17 protein-coding genes and 1 pseudogene are annotated in these 17,202 nt (G+C 69.0%); 11 read left to right on the top strand and 7 right to left on the bottom strand.

Annotation, left to right across the window (positions count from 1 at the left end; genetic code table 11):
- Positions 1-1,219 precede the first annotated feature (1,219 nt).
- The gene (locus IE260_RS38380) at positions 1,220-1,918 is read left to right on the top strand and encodes an HNH endonuclease family protein (protein ID WP_189880515.1); all 699 of its coding nucleotides are present in this window, start codon (positions 1,220-1,222) and stop codon (positions 1,916-1,918) included.
- A gap of 95 nt (positions 1,919-2,013) precedes the next feature.
- Here the strand turns inward: IE260_RS38380 and IE260_RS38375 are convergent, their stop codons facing one another.
- Positions 2,014-2,412, bottom strand: a complete 399-nt coding sequence (locus IE260_RS38375; protein WP_229881737.1) for a peptidase inhibitor family I36 protein — start codon at positions 2,410-2,412, stop codon at positions 2,014-2,016.
- Between the two features lie 683 nt (positions 2,413-3,095).
- Here IE260_RS38375 and IE260_RS38370 point away from each other — a divergent pair.
- From IE260_RS38370 to IE260_RS42295, 3 genes and pseudogenes are all read left to right on the top strand, one after another.
- On the top strand, positions 3,096-3,602 hold the full coding sequence (locus IE260_RS38370; protein ID WP_189880514.1) for a lamin tail domain-containing protein: 507 nt from the start codon (positions 3,096-3,098) through the stop codon (positions 3,600-3,602).
- Positions 3,603-3,958: 356 nt separating this feature from the next.
- Positions 3,959-5,827: a hypothetical protein gene (locus IE260_RS38365; protein WP_189880513.1), complete on the top strand. Its 1,869-nt coding sequence runs from the start codon at positions 3,959-3,961 to the stop codon at positions 5,825-5,827.
- Positions 5,828-5,936: 109 nt separating this feature from the next.
- A pseudogene (locus IE260_RS42295) lies at positions 5,937-6,155 on the top strand (lamin tail domain-containing protein); the annotation flags it as partial.
- 52 nt (positions 6,156-6,207) lie between these two features.
- Here the strand turns inward: IE260_RS42295 and IE260_RS38355 are convergent.
- Both IE260_RS38355 and IE260_RS38350 read right to left on the bottom strand, forming a co-directional pair.
- A complete protein-coding gene (locus tag IE260_RS38355) occupies positions 6,208-6,717 on the bottom strand; it encodes a PASTA domain-containing protein (RefSeq protein ID WP_189880512.1) in 510 nt (169 codons plus the stop codon).
- A gap of 197 nt (positions 6,718-6,914) precedes the next feature.
- Positions 6,915-7,418 (bottom strand): lamin tail domain-containing protein, encoded by a 504-nt coding sequence (locus IE260_RS38350; RefSeq protein ID WP_189880511.1) that lies wholly within the window; start codon positions 7,416-7,418, stop codon positions 6,915-6,917.
- A 605-nt stretch (positions 7,419-8,023) separates the two neighbouring features.
- Between IE260_RS38350 and IE260_RS38345 the strand changes: the two genes are divergently transcribed.
- Genes IE260_RS38345 through IE260_RS38335 form a run of 3 tightly spaced genes read left to right on the top strand, consistent with a single transcriptional unit; the run spans position 8,024 to position 9,956 of the window.
- Positions 8,024-8,242 (top strand): hypothetical protein, encoded by a 219-nt coding sequence (locus IE260_RS38345; RefSeq protein WP_189880510.1) that lies wholly within the window; start codon positions 8,024-8,026, stop codon positions 8,240-8,242.
- Positions 8,239-9,132 (top strand): sigma-70 RNA polymerase sigma factor region 4 domain-containing protein, encoded by an 894-nt coding sequence (locus IE260_RS38340; protein ID WP_229881736.1) that lies wholly within the window; start codon positions 8,239-8,241, stop codon positions 9,130-9,132. Before IE260_RS38345 ends, IE260_RS38340 begins: the two co-directional genes overlap by 4 nt.
- An 11-nt stretch (positions 9,133-9,143) precedes the next feature.
- On the top strand, positions 9,144-9,956 hold the full coding sequence (locus IE260_RS38335) for a hypothetical protein (RefSeq protein ID WP_189880509.1): 813 nt from the start codon (positions 9,144-9,146) through the stop codon (positions 9,954-9,956).
- 122 nt (positions 9,957-10,078) lie between these two features.
- Here the strand turns inward: IE260_RS38335 and IE260_RS38330 are convergent, their stop codons facing one another.
- Complete coding sequence (locus IE260_RS38330) at positions 10,079-10,342, bottom strand: ATP-dependent DNA ligase (protein WP_189880508.1); 264 nt, start codon at positions 10,340-10,342, stop codon at positions 10,079-10,081.
- A gap of 492 nt (positions 10,343-10,834) precedes the next feature.
- On the opposite strand from IE260_RS38330, the gene IE260_RS42290 reads away from it, so the two are divergent.
- Complete coding sequence (locus IE260_RS42290) at positions 10,835-11,074, top strand: STAS domain-containing protein (protein ID WP_229881735.1); 240 nt, start codon at positions 10,835-10,837, stop codon at positions 11,072-11,074.
- A 66-nt stretch (positions 11,075-11,140) separates the two neighbouring features.
- On the opposite strand, the gene hxlA is transcribed toward IE260_RS42290, so the two are convergent.
- Together hxlA and hxlB are read right to left on the bottom strand one after the other, a co-directional pair.
- The gene (gene hxlA, locus IE260_RS38320; protein WP_189880507.1) at positions 11,141-11,764 is read right to left on the bottom strand and encodes a 3-hexulose-6-phosphate synthase; all 624 of its coding nucleotides are present in this window, start codon (positions 11,762-11,764) and stop codon (positions 11,141-11,143) included.
- A 26-nt stretch (positions 11,765-11,790) separates the two neighbouring features.
- Entirely contained in the window at positions 11,791-12,384 is a 594-nt protein-coding gene (gene hxlB / locus IE260_RS38315; RefSeq protein ID WP_189880506.1) for a 6-phospho-3-hexuloisomerase, read from the bottom strand.
- Positions 12,385-12,480: 96 nt separating this feature from the next.
- On the opposite strand from hxlB, the gene IE260_RS38310 reads away from it, so the two are divergent.
- Positions 12,481-13,749, top strand: a complete 1,269-nt coding sequence (locus tag IE260_RS38310; RefSeq protein WP_189880505.1) for a LuxR C-terminal-related transcriptional regulator — start codon at positions 12,481-12,483, stop codon at positions 13,747-13,749.
- Between the two features lie 101 nt (positions 13,750-13,850).
- Here IE260_RS38310 and IE260_RS38305 read toward each other — a convergent pair whose 3' ends face one another.
- Positions 13,851-14,633, bottom strand: coding sequence for an IclR family transcriptional regulator (locus tag IE260_RS38305; RefSeq protein WP_189880504.1), 783 nt, complete (start codon positions 14,631-14,633; stop codon positions 13,851-13,853).
- 411 nt (positions 14,634-15,044) lie between these two features.
- Here IE260_RS38305 and IE260_RS38300 point away from each other — a divergent pair, with 411 nt between their 5' ends.
- Both IE260_RS38300 and IE260_RS38295 read left to right on the top strand, forming a co-directional pair.
- Complete coding sequence (locus IE260_RS38300) at positions 15,045-16,340, top strand: MFS transporter (protein WP_229881733.1); 1,296 nt, start codon at positions 15,045-15,047, stop codon at positions 16,338-16,340.
- 84 nt (positions 16,341-16,424) lie between these two features.
- Positions 16,425-17,186: an SDR family NAD(P)-dependent oxidoreductase gene (locus IE260_RS38295; RefSeq protein ID WP_189880503.1), complete on the top strand. Its 762-nt coding sequence runs from the start codon at positions 16,425-16,427 to the stop codon at positions 17,184-17,186.
- Positions 17,187-17,202 lie beyond the last annotated feature (16 nt).

The following is a 17,202-nucleotide window of genomic DNA, read 5'->3' as shown; positions in this document are numbered from 1 at the left end:
GCCGAGCACGACCAACCGGCCGAAGGGGGCGAGCAGTTCGTAGGCGCGCCTGCTCAGCTCACCGCCGACGGGGTCGATGACAACGTCCACCTCTCCGCTCCGATGCTGCCGAGGTCGTCGCTGCGGACGGTGTGTGTCCACGGGCCGGTGGGGGACGGCCGGCCCGGGGTGCGGCCGAAGACACCGGTCGGCCGCGTGCAGGGCCTGGATGCCAGGCTCGGCGCCGGTCGGGGCCGGTGCCTGCCGTTCGTGGCAGTCTCGTCTGTTCGTGGTACTGCGGATCCTAGCGTTGCCGGTGGTGTCATGGATCGTTGAGCGTCGTATGAAAGCACTGGACGAGGACGGAGAGCGGCAGGAGTTCGCCCGGCTGACGAACGCGTACGGGCTGGGCGGGGACATCGACTGCCCTGGATGCTAGGAGCTTCTCGGCGGCGGTTGTGGTCCTGCAGAGACCGGCTGTCGGAGCCGAAACGAACACTTCGGGCGAGGCCGCGATTCCCTGGTTCAGGTGGAGCGGGCACGGATGTTCATGGTGGGCGTAGCGGTCTTCATTGTGTTGGCCGCGTTGGCGGCGGCGGCTGGGTGATGCATCCGTGTCTTCGCCGCGTAGCGATGCCGTGCCGAGGCTTCCATACAAGGCCGCATGAAGTGCGGCGGCGAGTTCGCGGGACCGGTCCTCGCTGTCCACGTCGTACAGCATGAGGCCGACGGAGCCTGCGGCGGAGGTCTCCGTCATCATCGCCCGCAACTGCTGGTGCACCTGCGGCGGCTGACGACGTATGCGTAGATCACCGCTCCGCACGGCCGGGTGGGCAGCCCGGCACCCCCTCTGTACACCCCCGCGCTCGCCCAGACAGAAGACAAGAGATGGAAAAGGGCGGAGGGATGGGCTGGCGCCCAGAAGGGAAGCGCTTGAGCTGTACGCCCCTCACCCGGGTGAGGGGCGCAGTGGTGTGCGGGGAGCTGGTGGTGGGCCTGGCTGAGCCGGTCTGCTGGTCTGGTGTACGGGCGTACCCCGGTGGTGCGGCCTGTGTCGGCTTGTGATGCGGTGCGCCCGGTCATCACTCTCCCAGGGCACAGACCCGGTTCGCCCTGACTGCGACGGTTGTTGAGCAAGCGGCCAGCCCCTGCCCGCCCCCGGTTCCTCCCTAGATGTGAGGTCCCCTCGGGCAGGGGCTGCGCCGCGCCGACAACTGGGCGACGGTGAAGGGGAGCTGGCATGGCAGAGACCGCGCAGGTCCGGGCGAGGATCGGCAAGCGTTGGCGGCGGGGCGGCTGGCTGGCAGCCGCCGCACTGACACTGTCCACCCTGGCCGGCACAGCCCCCGCGCACAGTGCTGCCCCGGCTCAAGAGGTCACCCTGCCGCTGAGTCAGGCCATCGCCCGGCTTCCTGTGGCGGTCGAGGACCGTACGGGCTATGACCGTGACCGGGAGTTCGGCTCCGGTTGGACCGACGAGGACCGGGACGGTTGCAACACCCGGCAGGAGGTCCTGCTCGCGGAGGCTGTCACCCCGCCGACCGTGACCGGTCGTTGCACGTTGTCGGGTGGCTCCTGGTATTCCTGGTACGACGAGCAGACCGTCACGGCCACCGACATCGACCATGTCGTCCCGCTTGCCGAGGCCTGGGACTCCGGGGCCAAGTTCTGGACCCGGGATAGGCGTGTCGCCTACGCCAACTACCTGAACGACCCCCGGCACCTGGAGGCCGTCAGCCAGCGCACCAACCGGCAGAAAGCCGACCAGGACGTCGCCGAATGGCTGCCCGTCGAGTCCGTACGCTGCCGGTACCTCACCTACTGGGTGCCCATCAAGCTCTCCTGGAGCCTGGCCGTCGACACCGCGGAGCTGGACGCCCTGAGCGCCCTCGCGGCCGACTGTCCTGACAGCGACATCACCTACACACCCGTCCCCTGACACCCCGATCCGCGCGTCCTGGCCAAGAAGACCGTGACCACGGGCCAGCCCGGCTGTGCCCTGCCCGAGAGGCAGGGCACAGCCGGGGGTGTGGGTCAGCCGCAGTCGTTGCGGTTGATCTTGAGGGAGCGGGTCTGGTCGTTGAGGTTGTAGCCGCGCAGGTCGTGGATGGAGCCGCCGCTGCGGGTGACGCACACCCACCGGCCGGCGTGGTTGCGCTTCTCGTAGATGCGGGCGGTGCGGTCGGAGTTGTTGCGGATGGAGCTGCCGCGGTCGCGGATCGCGGAGGGCAGGTCCTTCACGCTGCCGTCGGAGGCGCGGCGTACCCAGGGCTGCCCGCCGAAATTGATCTCGGGGTAGATGCACACGTAGCCGGACGGGCAGTCGATCCCCGCCCGCACGGCACTGGGCTGGCTGGAGGCGGAGGCCGGATCGGCCATCGGACACAGGACGAGGGCGGCGACCGCCGCGGCACGCATCATGTTCTTGATCACGGCACTACCTGTACTGGCTGCCTGCTGCCGGCTGGCCGCAGTTGCCAGCAGGTTCACTCCAGCGGCGGAGCGCAGCGCCGGTGCATGGCCGGCGGATGTGGTGCGGGGCCTGGGCGGCAGCGCAGGCGTGCGGGTGGAAGCGGGGTCTCCCGCTGTGCGCCGTTGGCGCGGCCCCGCTATGGTTGATCTTGAAGACGCGGACCGCGACTGCTTCGGCGGATGCTGTCCTGTGCGTTGGTCGTCTAAGGAAAGACGTCCCGCTTCCTGCGGGGAGATGCAGGTGCAAGGCCTGCCCGGCGCTCCACGCAACGCCCCGTTCCTGCTGCTGCAGGGCGGGGCTTCTTCACGTCCGCGGCAGGTGCAGGCGTCAGGTGGCTGTTACTCACTTTCGGGTGACGGCTCCGCCGCTGCCGGGGTGGCGTGGCATGGTGGTCTCGGGCAGCGGGGCAGTGGCCGCAAGGGCTACGAGCCTGACAAACAGTCAACCGGGCGCATTCGGCCGGTAAATGGACGATGCAGGCAAGAGTCGCAGCAATATGGACGATTCGTAACACGCTTCACGTCTCCTCCATGCGCCGGCCACGGGGTGGGCAGGGTGTGCATGCGCGGCCGACCGGCCGCCACCCGCACCACGCACAGCCCGGCCATACGGCCTCGAGCCGCGCACCCGGCTGTGCCCGCACATGCAGGGGGAACCTGTGTCGAAGTCCATCACTGCCCGCCGTCTGACCGCCGCCGCCCTGAGCGCCGGAGCCCTGACCGCCGTCCTGGCGGCGCCGACATCTGCGGCCGACCACCGGGACCACCGGCCGAAGGTGGAGATCAGCCGGGTCCAGTACGACTCCCCGGGCCGCGACGACTACTCCAACCGCTCCCTGAACCGGGAATGGGTGGAGATCACCAACAACACCCGCCGCTCGGTGAACCTGGACGGCTGGACCCTGACGGACGAGGACGGCCGCACCTACACCTTCGACCACTACCGCCTCGACGGCCGCTCCACCGTCCGCGTCCACACCGGCCAGGGACGCGACAGCCGCCACGACCTCTACCAGGACCGCCGCACTTACGTCTGGGACAACCGCTCCGACACCGCCACCCTGCGCAACCACCGCGACCGCTTCGTCGACGACCACTCCTGGGGCCACCACCGCCACGGAGGCGATCACCGCCACGGAGGTCACCGCTGACAGCATGCGGTCGTGCCGGTGACTCAGGCTCCGGGCACCGGCACCCGCCCACGCCAAGACGGCGCCCAACCCACAAGGGGGGCGGCGCGCCGTCGGCTTCGGTGGGACGTGATGTGGCGCTGCCGGCGCGCAGTGACTCGTCGCGGGCAGGGGCTGTCCCGCCCCTTGTGTAGAGGCCGCCCCTTGGCCCGTCTACAGCACGGCCGCCGCGCTCGGCCTGGACGCCAGAATCGTCTGAAGCGAGCCCGGGTCGAGCCCAGGAGACGCCATGAGGCCCGCCTTGGTTCCTCTCACTGCAGCATTGTCAGCGGTGATCGGTATGGTCGGCGCACCTGATCAGTTGAGGAGCGCGGACCATGAAATCCCCGAAGGAACTGGACAACGTCCAGTGGCACGCCTTGACCCATGCCTACGGCTCCGCCGAGGACGTGCCTGAGCTGATCAGGGCGCTTTACCAGGATGATGAGGAGATGGCCGGAGAGGCGATTTACGAGCTCTACGGCAACATCCACCACCAGGGCACTGTCTACCCGGCTTCGGCACCCGCCGTCCCCTTCCTCGCCCATGCCGTCCGGCACGCCCCAGGCAAGCGCGACGAGCTGCTGATGCTGCTGGCCGTCCTCGCCGACCACGACCCGACGGATACCGAATCACCGCACTGGCCGGGCAGTTCGGTCGCCGCGATCTGCGCCGAGCTCTGCCGGGTCCTTCCGGACCTGCTGCCCTGTCTGAGGGACGCTGAACGGGGGGTGCGCCGGGCGGCTCTGCGGGTGGTCGCAGCCGTGGCCGAACTCCTCCCGGCCGAGCTACGGGCCTCCATCGTGGCGCAGCTCGACAGGCTGTACGCCACCGACCCCGTCCCGGCGGTGCGGGCGGACGCCGTGGTCGTCCTTGCCCGGTTCTGCCGGGAGACAGCGGCACTCGACAGCGCATTGCCCGAGGTCAGGTTGGCGGCGGCCTTGCTCGGCGCCGAGCGGTCCGGGCCGCCGTACTCGACTGAGCTTGTGGAGGTCATCGCCGAGGACGGTGCGGAACCCGACCCAGGGGACGACGACTTCCCCTGGTCGGGCACCACCACTCAGGAAGAGCAGCTCACCCGCCTGCTCACTCGGGATCCGGATGCCGGCCTCGCCGTGGCCGCCCGTTGGATCGCGGCCGGAGACCTCGGCTCGCGCGGTTCATGGCTGGCCCAGCAGATCGCCGAGACCTGGCGCGACCAGGAGCCGCAAGTCCTGGACCTGCTGGTGGCTGCCCTGCCCCAACAGGAGGACGCCGGCGCCCTCGCCAGTCGCCTCCGCACCATCGGCCACTGGATCGAGCACCTGCCCGAGCCGGGCGCCGACCTCCGGGACACGCTGAACCGGTACGCAAGTGCCGACGATGAGACCGCCGAGCCCGCGCTCCTCGCCCTGGTGCGCGCCCGCGACCCCCGCGCCCTGAAGCCGGTGCTGCGCCGCCCCAGTGCCCAGCTGCTCGAAGCGGCGGCAAGGCACTTCCCCGAGGCGGCCGACCAGCTGATACCCGTGATCCGCCGTGAGCTGGCAGCAGGAGCCACCGGGAACACAGGCATCGCCCTGGTCGGTGCCCTGGAGCCGCTCGGTGCCGCCGCCTGCCAAGCCCAGCGCGAACTGGTCGACTGCCTCAAGACCGGCCGCGCGGCCATCGTCGCCGCCCGCCAGCTCGGGCTCAACGGCATACAGACGCGGGAGATAACCGAACTGCTGTGCAACGCCGCGCAGAGCACCGATGCCTCGCTGAGCGCCGCGGCAGCCGTGGCCCACTACCGGCTGACCGGCAACGCCGGCGTGGCGCTGCGCGCATTCGAGGGGTTGCTCTCGGGCCGGGACCAGACCCACTGGTACCTGAGCAGCCTGCAGCCGCTGGGCAGCGCAGCCGCTCCGCTGCTGCCGTTCATCGAGCCTTTGCTGGAGGCCGGGTACGAGTGGACCCGGATGGCGGCCGCCGAGGCCCACCACTGGATCACCGGATCCCCGGACCGCGCCGTCCCCGTCCTCATCGAGCTGGTCGGCCCCACACCGGTCGGCCTCCGCGCCCTCAAGGCCCTCGCTTCCACCGGCCAGGTCCCGGACGAGCTCCGCCCCACCCTTCGCTCCTTCTTCTTCTCCCCACTCCGCCTGCTCAATGACTCGCCTCTGTCTGGACAAGGCCATCCGGACGAAGAACTCCGCACCCTGGCCAGGACGTTGCTTGCTGCTGACGGCTAGCTTCCGCTCTCTGCCGTCCTGGAGCGCTGCGTGGCGGCCTTTGCCGTTTCAGGACGTTGTGCGGCTGAAGTCGGTGTCGCGGTGGACTCGGAGGCAGGGAGAACTCCGGGACGGCCGCACCTACACCTGCGACCACTACCGCCTCGACGGCCGCTCCCCCGTCCGCGTCCATACCGGTCAGGGCCGCGACAGCCGGCAAGACCTCTACCAGGACTGCCGTACTGACGTCTGGGACAACCGCTCCGACACCGCCACCTTGCGCAACCACCGCGCCCGCTTCGTCGACGACCACTCCTGGGGCCACCACCGCCACGGAGACCACCGCTAGTCACACCTGACGGCCGCGCCGGTACCAGGCGCGGCCGCCGGGACGGGGGTGGTCAGCAGGACTCGTCGTTCTTCACGGAGTAGATCGCGACGCGGAGGACGTCCGTGGCGCCGGGTGCCGGATCCTGGCGGCATACTTTCCAGCCGCTGTTGAGGATGATCATGCGGCCCTCGGGTGATGCGTCCTCCTCGTTGACCATGAAGCCCCGCTCGTGCAGCACGCCCATCGCGGCGCGGTGGTTCATGCCCACGACGTCGGGAACCACGGCGGCCTCGGCAGCGGGCTTCGCAGAAGTCTGCTCGGCGGCCGGGGTGGCCTCCGGCGTGGTCTCGGTGGCCGGCGGGTCCGCCGTGGTTGGGGTGGCTGGGCTGGTCTTGGTGACGGTGACGGTCGGCTGCGGCGCGGCCTCGTTGTCGACGCCGGCGTCCTCGTTGGTGGCGTTGGCCACCGCGCCGACGACAACGAGCCCGGCCACGACGATCCAGAAGCCCTTGCGCTGGTAGACCTTCTTGCTCTTGGGCTGTGGCGCGGGCGGCGGGTTGTGCAGGTCGTTCATGATCATCCTGGGTGTGTCGTGGTGGCGGACGGGTTCACGGGCGGGTCAACCCGTCGCCGCGGACGCCGTCGTTCTCGAGGTCGGCGCCGATACGGACAACGCAGGGCCCCCGGGGACTCGTGCTGCTCAGGGACTGCCGAGCACTCGAGGAGGGCACGGCAGCACCGCCCGCGGGAGCGCGCTGCGTCGTCGGCGTGGCGTGGTCAGCCGTGGTAGGTGATGTAGCCGTTGCCGTCGCGGTCGTTGGCCGTCTTGGTGTAGGCGTGGACGTCGGCGCGGGCGCCGCCCGGCTTGTAGAAGTAGATGGTGTCCTTGTCGTTGTTCCAGATGAAGTTGCAGTTCTGGCGGTAGACGACGTTGTTCGCGTCGGAGTCGGTGCCGCGGCCGCCGCGGAGCTGGACGTAGTCGCCGGGCTGCAGGGTGTGGTTCGCCTTGAAGGTGAACGTGTTGCCGGCGGCGTCCTTGACGACGTAGCCCTTGAGGTTGACGTTCGTGCTGCGCGAGTAGTTCTTGATGGTCAGGTACTCGTTCTTGGTGTTGCCGCCGGAGCAGCGGTTGTCGTCCCGGCCCGGGGCGTCGTACTGGATGCCCTTGATCTTCAGGGCCGAAGAGTACTCGGCGGCCTGCGCCGGAACGGCCGCGACCAAGCCGAGCGCAGCGACGGCGCCGGTGGTGGTGGCGGCGGTCAGGATGCGACGGATGCGCATGAGAAATCCCCCCTCAGTGGAGCCAATTGGAGCGTCCCGGAGCATACCGAATCGGTGATCAAAGTATGGGCAGCTAGTGAAGAAATTGTGATGCTCGATGGTTCGCGGGCAGCGGCGCGAAGCCAGCCTGCCGGGCGGGGGAGAGTAGCGCTCCCTCGTCCGGGCGCCCGTGGCGGCTCGCTCCAGTACGGCAAACCAGCAAGCGAGCGGCGCCCCGAGGAGGCGCTTACGGTCGGAGGGCTGCTGAAGCGGCCGGCGGGAGGGAGGGCCGTGCGGCCCCCTCTTGGGTCTTGCTTCAGCACAGGGGGCCGCACGTGAGTGCGGCGTCGAGTAGGCGCCTTGCCCCTTCCATGATGAGGGATCGAGCGCCGTGGTGGGTCAGAAGTGGCGTTTCCCCCTCAAAGGGTTGAACTCGCAGCGCCCTTGACTCGCGAACGGGGTGGCGAGAGGTAGCGCACGGTGGCGCAGCCACCCATTGTTCCGTAACTCCGTGATCACGTGGCGTGGTACGCCGGATCGGAGTCATGCTGACGTTCCTTCCTGATGGCGCTTCAGCACCGCCATCAGGAAGACCCGTTGCTGTTCACTCACAGAAACCGAGTGCCATGTCGAGTAAGAAGGTGGTGATCGTTGCCGTGCTGGCAGCGGTCCTCACGTGGAGCACGGCCATGATCGTGCTGGGACACGCGGCAGCCGCTGCCGTCCTGCTGCCCTCCTTGGGCCTGCTCGTCCAGCAGATCGTCCAAGCCCTCACGACATCCGAAGAAGGCACCCGGCGTACCGACGAGCCGGCCGGGCCGACGGACCGGGAGGCGGCCCGATGATGCATCCCTCCGGCCCGGCCCAGCCCCCGCCACTGCACAGCACCGCCAAACGCGGCCGCCCGCCGGCCCCCATCTCCCCCGACGCAGGCCCGTCACACCGCGCCTGGCTCGAACCAGTCCGCAACGTGCTCTTCGCCAGCAGCCTGACTCTCGACGACCTCGTCGACCGCTCCGGCTACTCCAAGACCCGTATCAGCGAACTCCTCCGCGGCAACGGCTACTACCCCGCCTGGGAGATCACCTTCAGCGTGACCCGGGCCCTGGGCCTACCGACCCCGCCTCTGCGCCGCCTGTGGACGGCCGCCGCCCGTGAATCCAACAAGGGAGCCGACTGGATCCGCCGCTGCATACAGCAGGTCGCCGACGAAGGCGAAGACCCGCCCCTGCCCTACCAAGCCTTCACCGAGGCCATGCGCCGCCCCTACACCGACTACGCCCGCGCCTTCCTCCTCACCGACAGACGGGCCCACTGGGTAGTCGGGGAAACCTTCGACATCCTCTGGCTCACCTGGAACGAAGCCGCCGCCAGCCCCAACATCCACCGCCACGCCTGGCGCCTGCTCCGATCCCGCGTCATGCTGCGCACCGCCCGCCACCCCGACGGCCACCCCGACCTGCGCGCCGCGGTCTTCTCCACCAGCGAAGTCCACGACTACGACAAAAACCCCGGACACCTCGTCGTCGTGACCGAGCTCATCGACCTCTTCGACGCCATCACCCGCCTGCCCGACGACCAGATGGACGTCGCCGTCCTGCACTACCTGTGCGGCATGCCCGACCACCGCATCGCCGACGTCCTCGGCCTGGCCCCCGCCCTCACCCACGCCGTCGACCACCACGCCCGCGTCACCGTCGAAGCCCTCCTCACCACCCCGAACCCCACGGAGTGACCCCCCGCGCCATGACTGCCATCGACCAGCTCCTCGCCCGCGCCCGCCTCCACCCGCAGCCCGACGTCCCCGACGACACCATCCCCTACGAAGACACCCCCTACCCCGCTCAACTGCCCGACACAGCTGCGCCCACCGGCACCGACAGCAACGATCAGGCCGCCGCCCGGCACCTGTACACCCTGTGCGAAACAGCCGCCGGCACCGTCACCCCCGACACGCTCGCCTTCCTCACCGACCAGGTCCCTGACCTGCACAGCGCCTGGCTCCTCGGCTGCACCCTCCACCTAGCCGGCATCGAGGACGGCGCCCGCTTCTGGTGGCAGTACGCCGCCGGCGACGGCCACGCACCCGCCTGCTACACCCTCGCCCTGCACCACCTCGCCCGCGGCGAACACCACGCCGCCGCCTTCTACCACCGGCAAGCCCCCGCCGACATCCCCCACGAATCCGAGACCCTCACCGTCTCCGGCACCTGCCCACCCCGCAAGATCAGCTTCGACTCCAGCCTCTCCACCGTCCTGCGCATCCTCACCCAGCTCTCCACCCCCGGCCAGCGCCGCCGACCCCACCGCATCGACGCCCTGACCAACTACGTCGCCGACACCGTCACCCGCCACTACATCCGCAACCCCAGCATCGAAATCCCCGTGCCCGAACCCCGCTTCGCCGACAGGGTCGGATGGCTTCTGACCGCCACCCTTCCCTGGAGAAGCAGCCCTCGCCCCTCCCCGACTCCCGAGCCAGCCCTGCCCACACGCCCAGCACCCCGCCACCCCAGGAACCCAGCGACACGGACCAGGACCTACGCCTCAAAGACCTGACCGGTCAGCCGACGCGCGGGGGAGATGGCTCTGCACGCGATAGCGTCGGTGCCAGTGGGCAAAGCTGACGACCTGTCCAAGCAAGACGATCCGCCCGCTGGGCACCCGCCACCCCGCCGAGCTCACGGACACCGCGTGTTGCCGTCGGCGTTGGAGAGGTACACCACCGCCTCGCCGTCCAGGATCACGCCAGGCGGCAGACGCATGGCGGCCACGGCCAGGTCCGTCCAGAGCGCGGTGACGTCGCGGCTGGTACGCGACTGCAGCCGGACACTGTCCTCGGTCCGCCACAGCACGGTCCGGTGGCCATCGACCTTGATCTCATAGGCCCATGGTCCCGTCGGAAGCTGCGTCACCGGGCGGGCCAGGGCGACGTCTACGGCCACTCCACCCCATCAGCCTGCGCCCCTGCGCGCACCAGCAGGGGGCCAGGGCGCCGGCCCGGCCCAGCGGCCGCGCGGGGCCGGGGGCCAGGCGGAGCTCCTGGCGACGCCCGCCCCGGCACGACACCCCGGACGCACCGAAGATCATGGGGTTCACGGGGCGGGCACCGCTGCACCGTAGTGCCGACGTCCTGTCCGGCTTGCGCTCAGCCGACGAGCGCCTTGGATGGAGGCAGGCGGCATCTGCACTCACCACCCATCGGCAGGCGTGCAACGCGTCGCTGGGGGCCCGGTTCGCATCCAGAGCCGCGAGGAGGGATGGGCTATGGGCTGGACCATCGCCCGAACCGACCAGATCGCCGTCAGCTGCGACCTTGCCAACGACTGGACCGTCGTCGAGATCGACGGCGAGGTGGACATCCACACCCATGCCGCGATCCGCCAAGCAGTCAGCCGACTGCTCGGCGAGGGGCACCGCCACTTCGTCCTCGACCTGTGCCCGTTCCCTTCCTCGACTCGGCGGGCCTGGGCGCCGTGGTGGCGATCACCAAGCGCATCCGGGAACACGAGGGCTCGCTGCGGATCACCTGCCCCACACACCGGATACTCCACGTCTTCGCGGTCAGCGGCCTGCGTGATGCATACGACTTCTATGACTCGCCGCAGGAGGCCGTCCGCCGGGCGCCGCCGGTCGACGGCCTGGCGCACTGGCCGGGACCCGCGCACCACGCGTGAAGACGTCACCTGATAGCGCCGAGCGGCCAGGGGCGGACAGGCCCACGTGTGGAGCCGTCTCAGCGGCTAGCGAATGGCGGAGCGCAGGGCCTGGGCGGCTGCTGCCGGATCATCTGCGCCGTAGATCGAGCTCCCGGCCACCGCGACTTCGGCCCCGGCCGCCTGGACGGCGCCGATGCTAGCGGTATTCACTCCTCCGGCGACGGAGAAGGGCACGCCGGAGCGTGCGCCCGCCTCCAGCAGCGTGTCGAGACTGAAGCCCGGCTGGGCCTGCTCGTCGAGACCAGCGTGGAATTCGATGAACCGGGCGCCCAGCGCGTGGGCCTCTCGGGCACGTGTTGCCTTGTCCCGCACGCCGATGAGGTCGACGACGACAGCCTTGCCGGCCGCCTTCGCTGCGTCGACGGCCCCGCTGATCGTGGAGTCGTCGGCGGTTCCGAGTACCGTGACGATGTCTGCCCCCGCGTCGAAGGCGATCTGCGCTTCCAGGGCGCCGGTATCGGCGGTCTTCAGGTCCGCGAACACCGTCTTGTCGGGGTGTGCCGCCTTCATCGCCCGGATCACGGCGAGGCCCTCACTCTTGATGAGCGGAGTACCCAGCTCGATGATGTCGACGTACGGGGCAACCTTGCCGGCCAGCTGAACAGCGGCCTCGGTGTCGAGCAGATCGATGGCTACTTGCAGTTTCATGTGTATGTTCCTTATCTATGGGCCGGTCACTCGAGGTTCGCGTGCCGGTCCCAGAGGTCTTCGGCCGTGGCCCCGCTTCGCAGCCACAGGGTGTGGAAGGCCGCGTCTGCCAGGAGCGAGACGGCCTGTTCGAAAAGGCTCCCGGCGTATTGCACCGAGGCCCGCAATGAGTGGTCCCTCTTTGCCGCGGCAGGTACGTGGACCACGACCGAGGCAGCTTCGGCCAGAGGCGAGTCGTGGACGGCTGTGACCGCAACGACACGGGCTCCGACTGTGAGGGCGGTCCGCGCCGCAGCAACCACGGACGGGGTGCTCCCTGAGCCGGAGGCCACGATCAGTACGTCGCCCGCCCGGATGGCCGGCGTGGTGGTCTCCCCGATCACGTGCACCTCGGCCCCCAGGTGCATGAGCCGCATGGCGAACGAACGCAGCGCGATACCCGACCTGCCCTGCCCGAACACGAACACCCGGGCGGGGCTGTCGAGCTCGGACAACAGCAGATCCATCTCATGCGCGTCGACCGCGGCGAGGGCCTCGGCTACCTCGGAGAGGATGACGGCTGTGCTCTCCCGCCACCCGTGACGAACGGTGGCGGAAGATTCAGAAACGGAAGCTGACATGCCTCCAGCGTGCCGCCTGTTCAGGTGGCAGGCATCAAACTTTCAGGGCATTTGCCCTACCCGTTTAGGTAGGTCGAGTCGACGTACCCTGGCACCATGACTTCCCTTCCGTCCGGGTCCGTCGCAGCTCTCGTCGCTGAGCGCGTAGGGGATGTGGCGACCGCTCCACTCCTGCAGGTGGCAGCGCGGCTGCATGCCGTGATCGATGAGGTGCTGCCCCACCGAGCGCTCGCCATCTTCACGGAACTGTGCACCGGGCGGCCCCAGAAGAAGGCCGGCGACCCGGCGATCACCCAGCGGATCACGATCTCGGAACTGGATGCGGTACGCCGTCAGGTGGCCGACGGGCAGCGGCCCAGCAGAGCGGTCATCGCGGGCGTCGAGCATCCTGTCCTCGTGTATGGCGCGGACACCGGGGCCATCCTCGTCCTGTGTGATCCGCAGGAACCGGCGCGAGCTGACGCGGAAACCTATGTCCGGGCGGTCTGGAAGATTGCAGCGACGCGTATCCGCCAGCAGGTGTCCGAAGCCCGCCCCGACTACCTGCGGGAATCACGTGCCGTGTCGAGCGAGCGGCTCCAGGTCACGGCAGAGCTGACCGACCGGCACGTGACAGATCTCGAGTCGCTGCTCGCCGCCCTCCGCAGCCGCGAACTGGACGACAAAAGGGCCAGAGCCCTGGCGACCGACATGGCTACCAGCGCCGTGGTGAGAACCAAGACCGGGAGCGACCTCGTCGTCTCCCTGGCCGAGGAGGCGGTGTCGCAGGCGTTCGAACAGCTGAAGAACGATCTGCGCCCCCTCAGCCGCTACGGAACCCTCGGAGTTCAGTTCGTCGAGCCTCCTGCGGACGGCCGGGCTCTTCCCGGGGAAGTCGCACACGCGGCCAGGGCTATCGTCCGCGCTTCCGCGCTCCTCATGGGAGACCAGGACGACGTCACCCGCATCCGGATCCAGTGGAACTGCGACGGGACCAACCTGCTCGTCTCCATCCGCGATGATGGTCCTGGGCACCTCAGCCGCGGCCTGCCGGCCCTGCGGCAACTCTCAGCCCGCGCGGCTGCACTGGGCGGACACCTGACCGTCAACGGCGTCGAGAGCTGGGGCTCTGAAATCGACGTACGCCTTCCGCTGGACCCGCCCGACACATCGGATCAGGCAGTGCAGTCGTGGAATCTCGCTCCTAGAGAGGTCGAAGTGCTGCGCCTGCTCGCCGACGGCCGCCGCAACCGCCAGATCGCCACGGAACTCGGAATCAGCGAGAACACCGTCAAGTTCCACACGAGTCAGGTCTACCGCAAGCTCGGTGTCACCTCGCGCGCGGCCGCCGCCTCACTCGCCGCCGACGTGGGACTTCGCTCCTAGTGCCCTGCGACCCGGCCTGCCAGCGCGTCGTGTGCTGCCGCCGGGGAGGGTGTCGGACTCGCACGCTTCGGCCGTCCCCCGCAGCGGCTGCGGACGTCAGGTCAGGGAGCCTGTGCGGCGTCCTGCGGGGTGGCCTGGGAGGCGTTGGTGTAGCCCAGGCTGTGCGACACCGCGGTGGTGGTCTTCAGCAGCTCGGGGAGCAGGCCCTTGAGGGCCTCGATATCGAGTTGGGTGCTGAGCGCGGTGATGGAGATGGCTCCAGCCACGTTGCCGGCGTAGTCGTGGACGGGCGCCGCCACGCAGTTGGAGATCTTTTCGTATTCACCGTCGTCGTAGGACCAGCCGTTGGTGCGCACCTCCTCGAGCCGGGCCTCGAAGTCTTCCCGGCTGGTGAGGGTGGTGTCGGTGTAGCGGCGGAACTCGGCCTTCGAAAGGATCGCGTCGCGGCTCTCGTCGTCGATGAAGGCGAGGATCGCCTTGCTCACTCCTGCGGTCTGGACGACCACGTCGCCGCCGATGCGGGTGTCCAGCCGGATAGAGCTGGGCGGTTCGACCTTGTCGATGTAGATGATGCGATCACCCTGTGGAACGGCGAACTGCACCGTCTGTCCGACGCGTTCACTGAGTTCGACGATGTGGGGATGGACCAGCCGCCGCAGATCGAACTGTCTGAGGGCGGAGTCGGCGAGGGCTGCGAGCCGGAAGCCGACGCCGTACAGGCCGCGTTCGTCCCGGCGGACGAACCCGCTGGTCTCCAGGGTGTGGATCAGACGCAGTGCGGTGGTGCGGTGGACGCCGCACATGTCTGCGATTTCACGCAACCGGCGGGGCCGCACACTGCAGAACTCTAGGATGTCGATCGCCCGCTGAACCGTCTGTGCCATCAGAGCAACCCCCTGCGTTCGCCGACCCTGTGCATATAGCAAACACTACCTGCAGTCTCTGCACAGCCTTGACCCCCGGCGACAGCGTCGTGCCACGGGCACCGGGACCGGATGCCGAGTCCGGCCGCGGCCTGCAGCTCGTCGAGATGCTGAGTGACGGGTACGGCGTGACCCACACCCAGGAGGGGAAGACCGTCTGGTTCACCCTGGCCGCCTTGGCGACGGCGGACCGAACCATGAGTTCGAACGTTTTCTTTGGTGCATCTATTGCACACCCTGTGCATCCATAGTTACCTTCGCTTCACTCAACCGTGGTGCCCGTAACCGGGCTGTAACTGGAGGTTCTCCGTGTCCCAGTCCATGCAGAACCGGGGTCAGCCGGTCCCGGTAGACGACTTGGCGACAAGAACCATGGCCAAGGTGAAGAGGCGGCTGGTGCCGTTGATCGCGCTGCTGTACCTGATCGCTTACCTGGACCGGAACAACGTGGGCTTCGCCAAGTCCGCCATGGCCGCGGACCTGGGCTTCTCCGATGCCGTCTACGGCCTGGGAGCCGGCATCTTCTTCATCGGCTACGTGCTTTTCGAAGTCCCGAGCAACGCGGCGATGTACCGCTTCGGGGCTCGCCGCTGGATCGCCCGGATCCTGCTGACGTGGGGTGTGATGGCCTGCGCCATGGCGCTGGTACAGGGCGAGAAGTCCTTCTACGCCATCAGGTTCCTGCTCGGTGTGGCCGAGGCCGGCTTCTTCCCCGCCGTGCTCTTCTACTTCACTCTGTGGTTCCCCACCGCGCAGCGCGTGGCCGTGCTGGGGCTGTTCGTGATGGCCCAGCCCGTCGCGAACGCCCTCGGCTCACCGCTGTCGGGCCTGCTGCTCAACCTCGACGGGGCGCTGGGGCTGCAGGGATGGCAGTGGATGTACGTCCTCGAGGGCCTGCCCGCCGTCATCATGGGCGTTCTTGTTCCCCGGCTCCTCACTGACCGCCCCTCCCAGGCTTCCTGGCTGGAGCCCGAAGAACGTGAGTGGCTCGTCGAGACGATGGATGCCGAGCTCGCAGCGAAAGGCGTGCACGGTGGGCAGCCGTTCCTCGCCGGTCTGAAGGACAGGCGCGCGTGGATCTACGGCGGGCTGAATTTCGGCATGGTCTGCGGCATCTACGGCCTGGGGCTGTGGCTGCCCACGATCATCGGGAACCTCGGTCGCTTCGACAGCACGACGCTCGGCTTTCTGGTGATGATTCCTTACGCTGTCGCGATCCCCTTCGTCTATCTCTGGAGCCGGAACGCCGACCGGACCGGGCGGCGTGCGCTTCACGCGGTGATCAGCCTGATCACGGCGGCGGCCGGTCTGCTCGGCGCGGCCTATCTGTTGCCCGTCAGCCCCGTACTGGCCATGGTCCTGCTCACCGTTGCCGCCGTCGGGATCTACTCCGCCATCGCACCGTTCCTGTCGATGCCCTCGGCCGTGTTCGCCGGGGCAGCGGCAGCGGCCGGGCTCGGCCTGGTGAACTCGCTGGGCAACGTCGGGGGGTTCGTGGCGCCGTACATCGTGGGGCTCATCAAGGACACCACGGGCAGCGACCAGGTTGCGCTCACCTTCCTCGCCGGCTGTCTCGCGGTCACCGGCATCGTCGGCTACCTCTACGCCAACCGCCGGCCCGAGGGCAACGCCGCGGTCGAGCCGGCTCGCGCAGCCCAACAGTCCTGAACCGCCTCCGTCGGGGGCGCACACCGTCCGGCACGTTCCCGCGCCCCATGACTCACGTATGAAGACCATCCTCGAGAGGACGACATGACACAGCTTCTCACCGGCCGTACCGCACTGATCACCGGCGGGGGCGTCGGCATCGGAGCGGCCATCGCGCTGGAGCTGGCCCGCGCGGGCGCGCGGGTGGCGGTGACCTACCGCAGCCACCCGCCGACCCCCGAGCTGCTGGAGGCCCTGGCCGCGGCCTCCGGCCGGCCAGCGCTCGCCCTCGGGCTGGACGCCACGGTGGACAGCGAGGTCAAGGGCGCGGTACGTGAGGTTCACACGCAACTGGGCGACCTCGACATCCTGGTGAACAATGTCGGCGGGCTGGTTAAGCGGGCCCGTCTCGACCAGCTCGACCTCGCGCTGTGGCAGCGGATCCTGGCGGTCAACGTCGACAGCGCGTTCCTGTTTAGCCACCACGCGCTGGCCCATCTGCGTGCCGACCACGGGCGCATCATCAATGTCGCCTCGCTCGCGGGTCACACCGGAGGGCACCCGGGCGCGCTGGCCTATGCGACCGCCAAGGCGGCGGTGTTCGGCTTCACCCGCGCCCTGGCCAAGGAGCTGGCGCCGCAGGGCATCACCGTGAACGCACTCGCGCCCGGATTCATCGAGGCGACCCCGTTCCACGACACCTTCACCACGGCGGACTCCAAGGCCGAGACCATCGCCGGGATACCGGCGGGTCGGGCCGGCGTCCCCGGCGATGTCGCCGGCGCGGCCCTGTGGCTGGCGTCCGACCACGCGTCGTACGTGACCGGCACCGTCATCGACATCAACGGCGGACAGTACTTCCGCTGATCCCGAACGGACGCAC

Origin of the sequence: Streptomyces viridiviolaceus (assembly GCF_014650995.1) — a bacterium.
GTDB lineage: Bacteria > Actinomycetota > Actinomycetes > Streptomycetales > Streptomycetaceae > Streptomyces > Streptomyces viridiviolaceus.
The sequence above is the reverse complement of the archived record's forward strand: the minus strand, read 5'-3'. Positions and strand labels throughout refer to the sequence as shown.

Excerpts from the sequence above, each read along its gene's own strand:
- IE260_RS38350 (WP_189880511.1), bottom strand. The coding sequence starts at position 7,418 with ATGCGCATCCGTCGCATCCTGACCGCCGCCACCACCACCGGCGCCGTC.
- IE260_RS38380 (WP_189880515.1), top strand. The coding sequence starts at position 1,220 with ATGGCAGAGACCGCGCAGGTCCGGGCGAGGATCGGCAAGCGTTGGCGG.
- hxlB (WP_189880506.1), bottom strand. The coding sequence starts at position 12,384 with ATGTCAGCTTCCGTTTCTGAATCTTCCGCCACCGTTCGTCACGGGTGG.
- IE260_RS38340 (WP_229881736.1), top strand. The coding sequence starts at position 8,239 with ATGATGCATCCCTCCGGCCCGGCCCAGCCCCCGCCACTGCACAGCACC.
- IE260_RS38335 (WP_189880509.1), top strand. The coding sequence starts at position 9,144 with ATGACTGCCATCGACCAGCTCCTCGCCCGCGCCCGCCTCCACCCGCAG.
- hxlA (WP_189880507.1), bottom strand. The coding sequence starts at position 11,764 with ATGAAACTGCAAGTAGCCATCGATCTGCTCGACACCGAGGCCGCTGTT.
- IE260_RS38355 (WP_189880512.1), bottom strand. The coding sequence starts at position 6,717 with ATGATCATGAACGACCTGCACAACCCGCCGCCCGCGCCACAGCCCAAG.
- IE260_RS38370 (WP_189880514.1), top strand. The coding sequence starts at position 3,096 with ATGCAGGGGGAACCTGTGTCGAAGTCCATCACTGCCCGCCGTCTGACC.
- IE260_RS38310 (WP_189880505.1), top strand. The coding sequence starts at position 12,481 with ATGACTTCCCTTCCGTCCGGGTCCGTCGCAGCTCTCGTCGCTGAGCGC.
- IE260_RS38305 (WP_189880504.1), bottom strand. The coding sequence starts at position 14,633 with ATGGCACAGACGGTTCAGCGGGCGATCGACATCCTAGAGTTCTGCAGT.
- IE260_RS38300 (WP_229881733.1), top strand. The coding sequence starts at position 15,045 with ATGGCCAAGGTGAAGAGGCGGCTGGTGCCGTTGATCGCGCTGCTGTAC.
- IE260_RS38345 (WP_189880510.1), top strand. The coding sequence starts at position 8,024 with ATGTCGAGTAAGAAGGTGGTGATCGTTGCCGTGCTGGCAGCGGTCCTC.
- IE260_RS38295 (WP_189880503.1), top strand. The coding sequence starts at position 16,425 with ATGACACAGCTTCTCACCGGCCGTACCGCACTGATCACCGGCGGGGGC.
- IE260_RS38365 (WP_189880513.1), top strand. The coding sequence starts at position 3,959 with ATGAAATCCCCGAAGGAACTGGACAACGTCCAGTGGCACGCCTTGACC.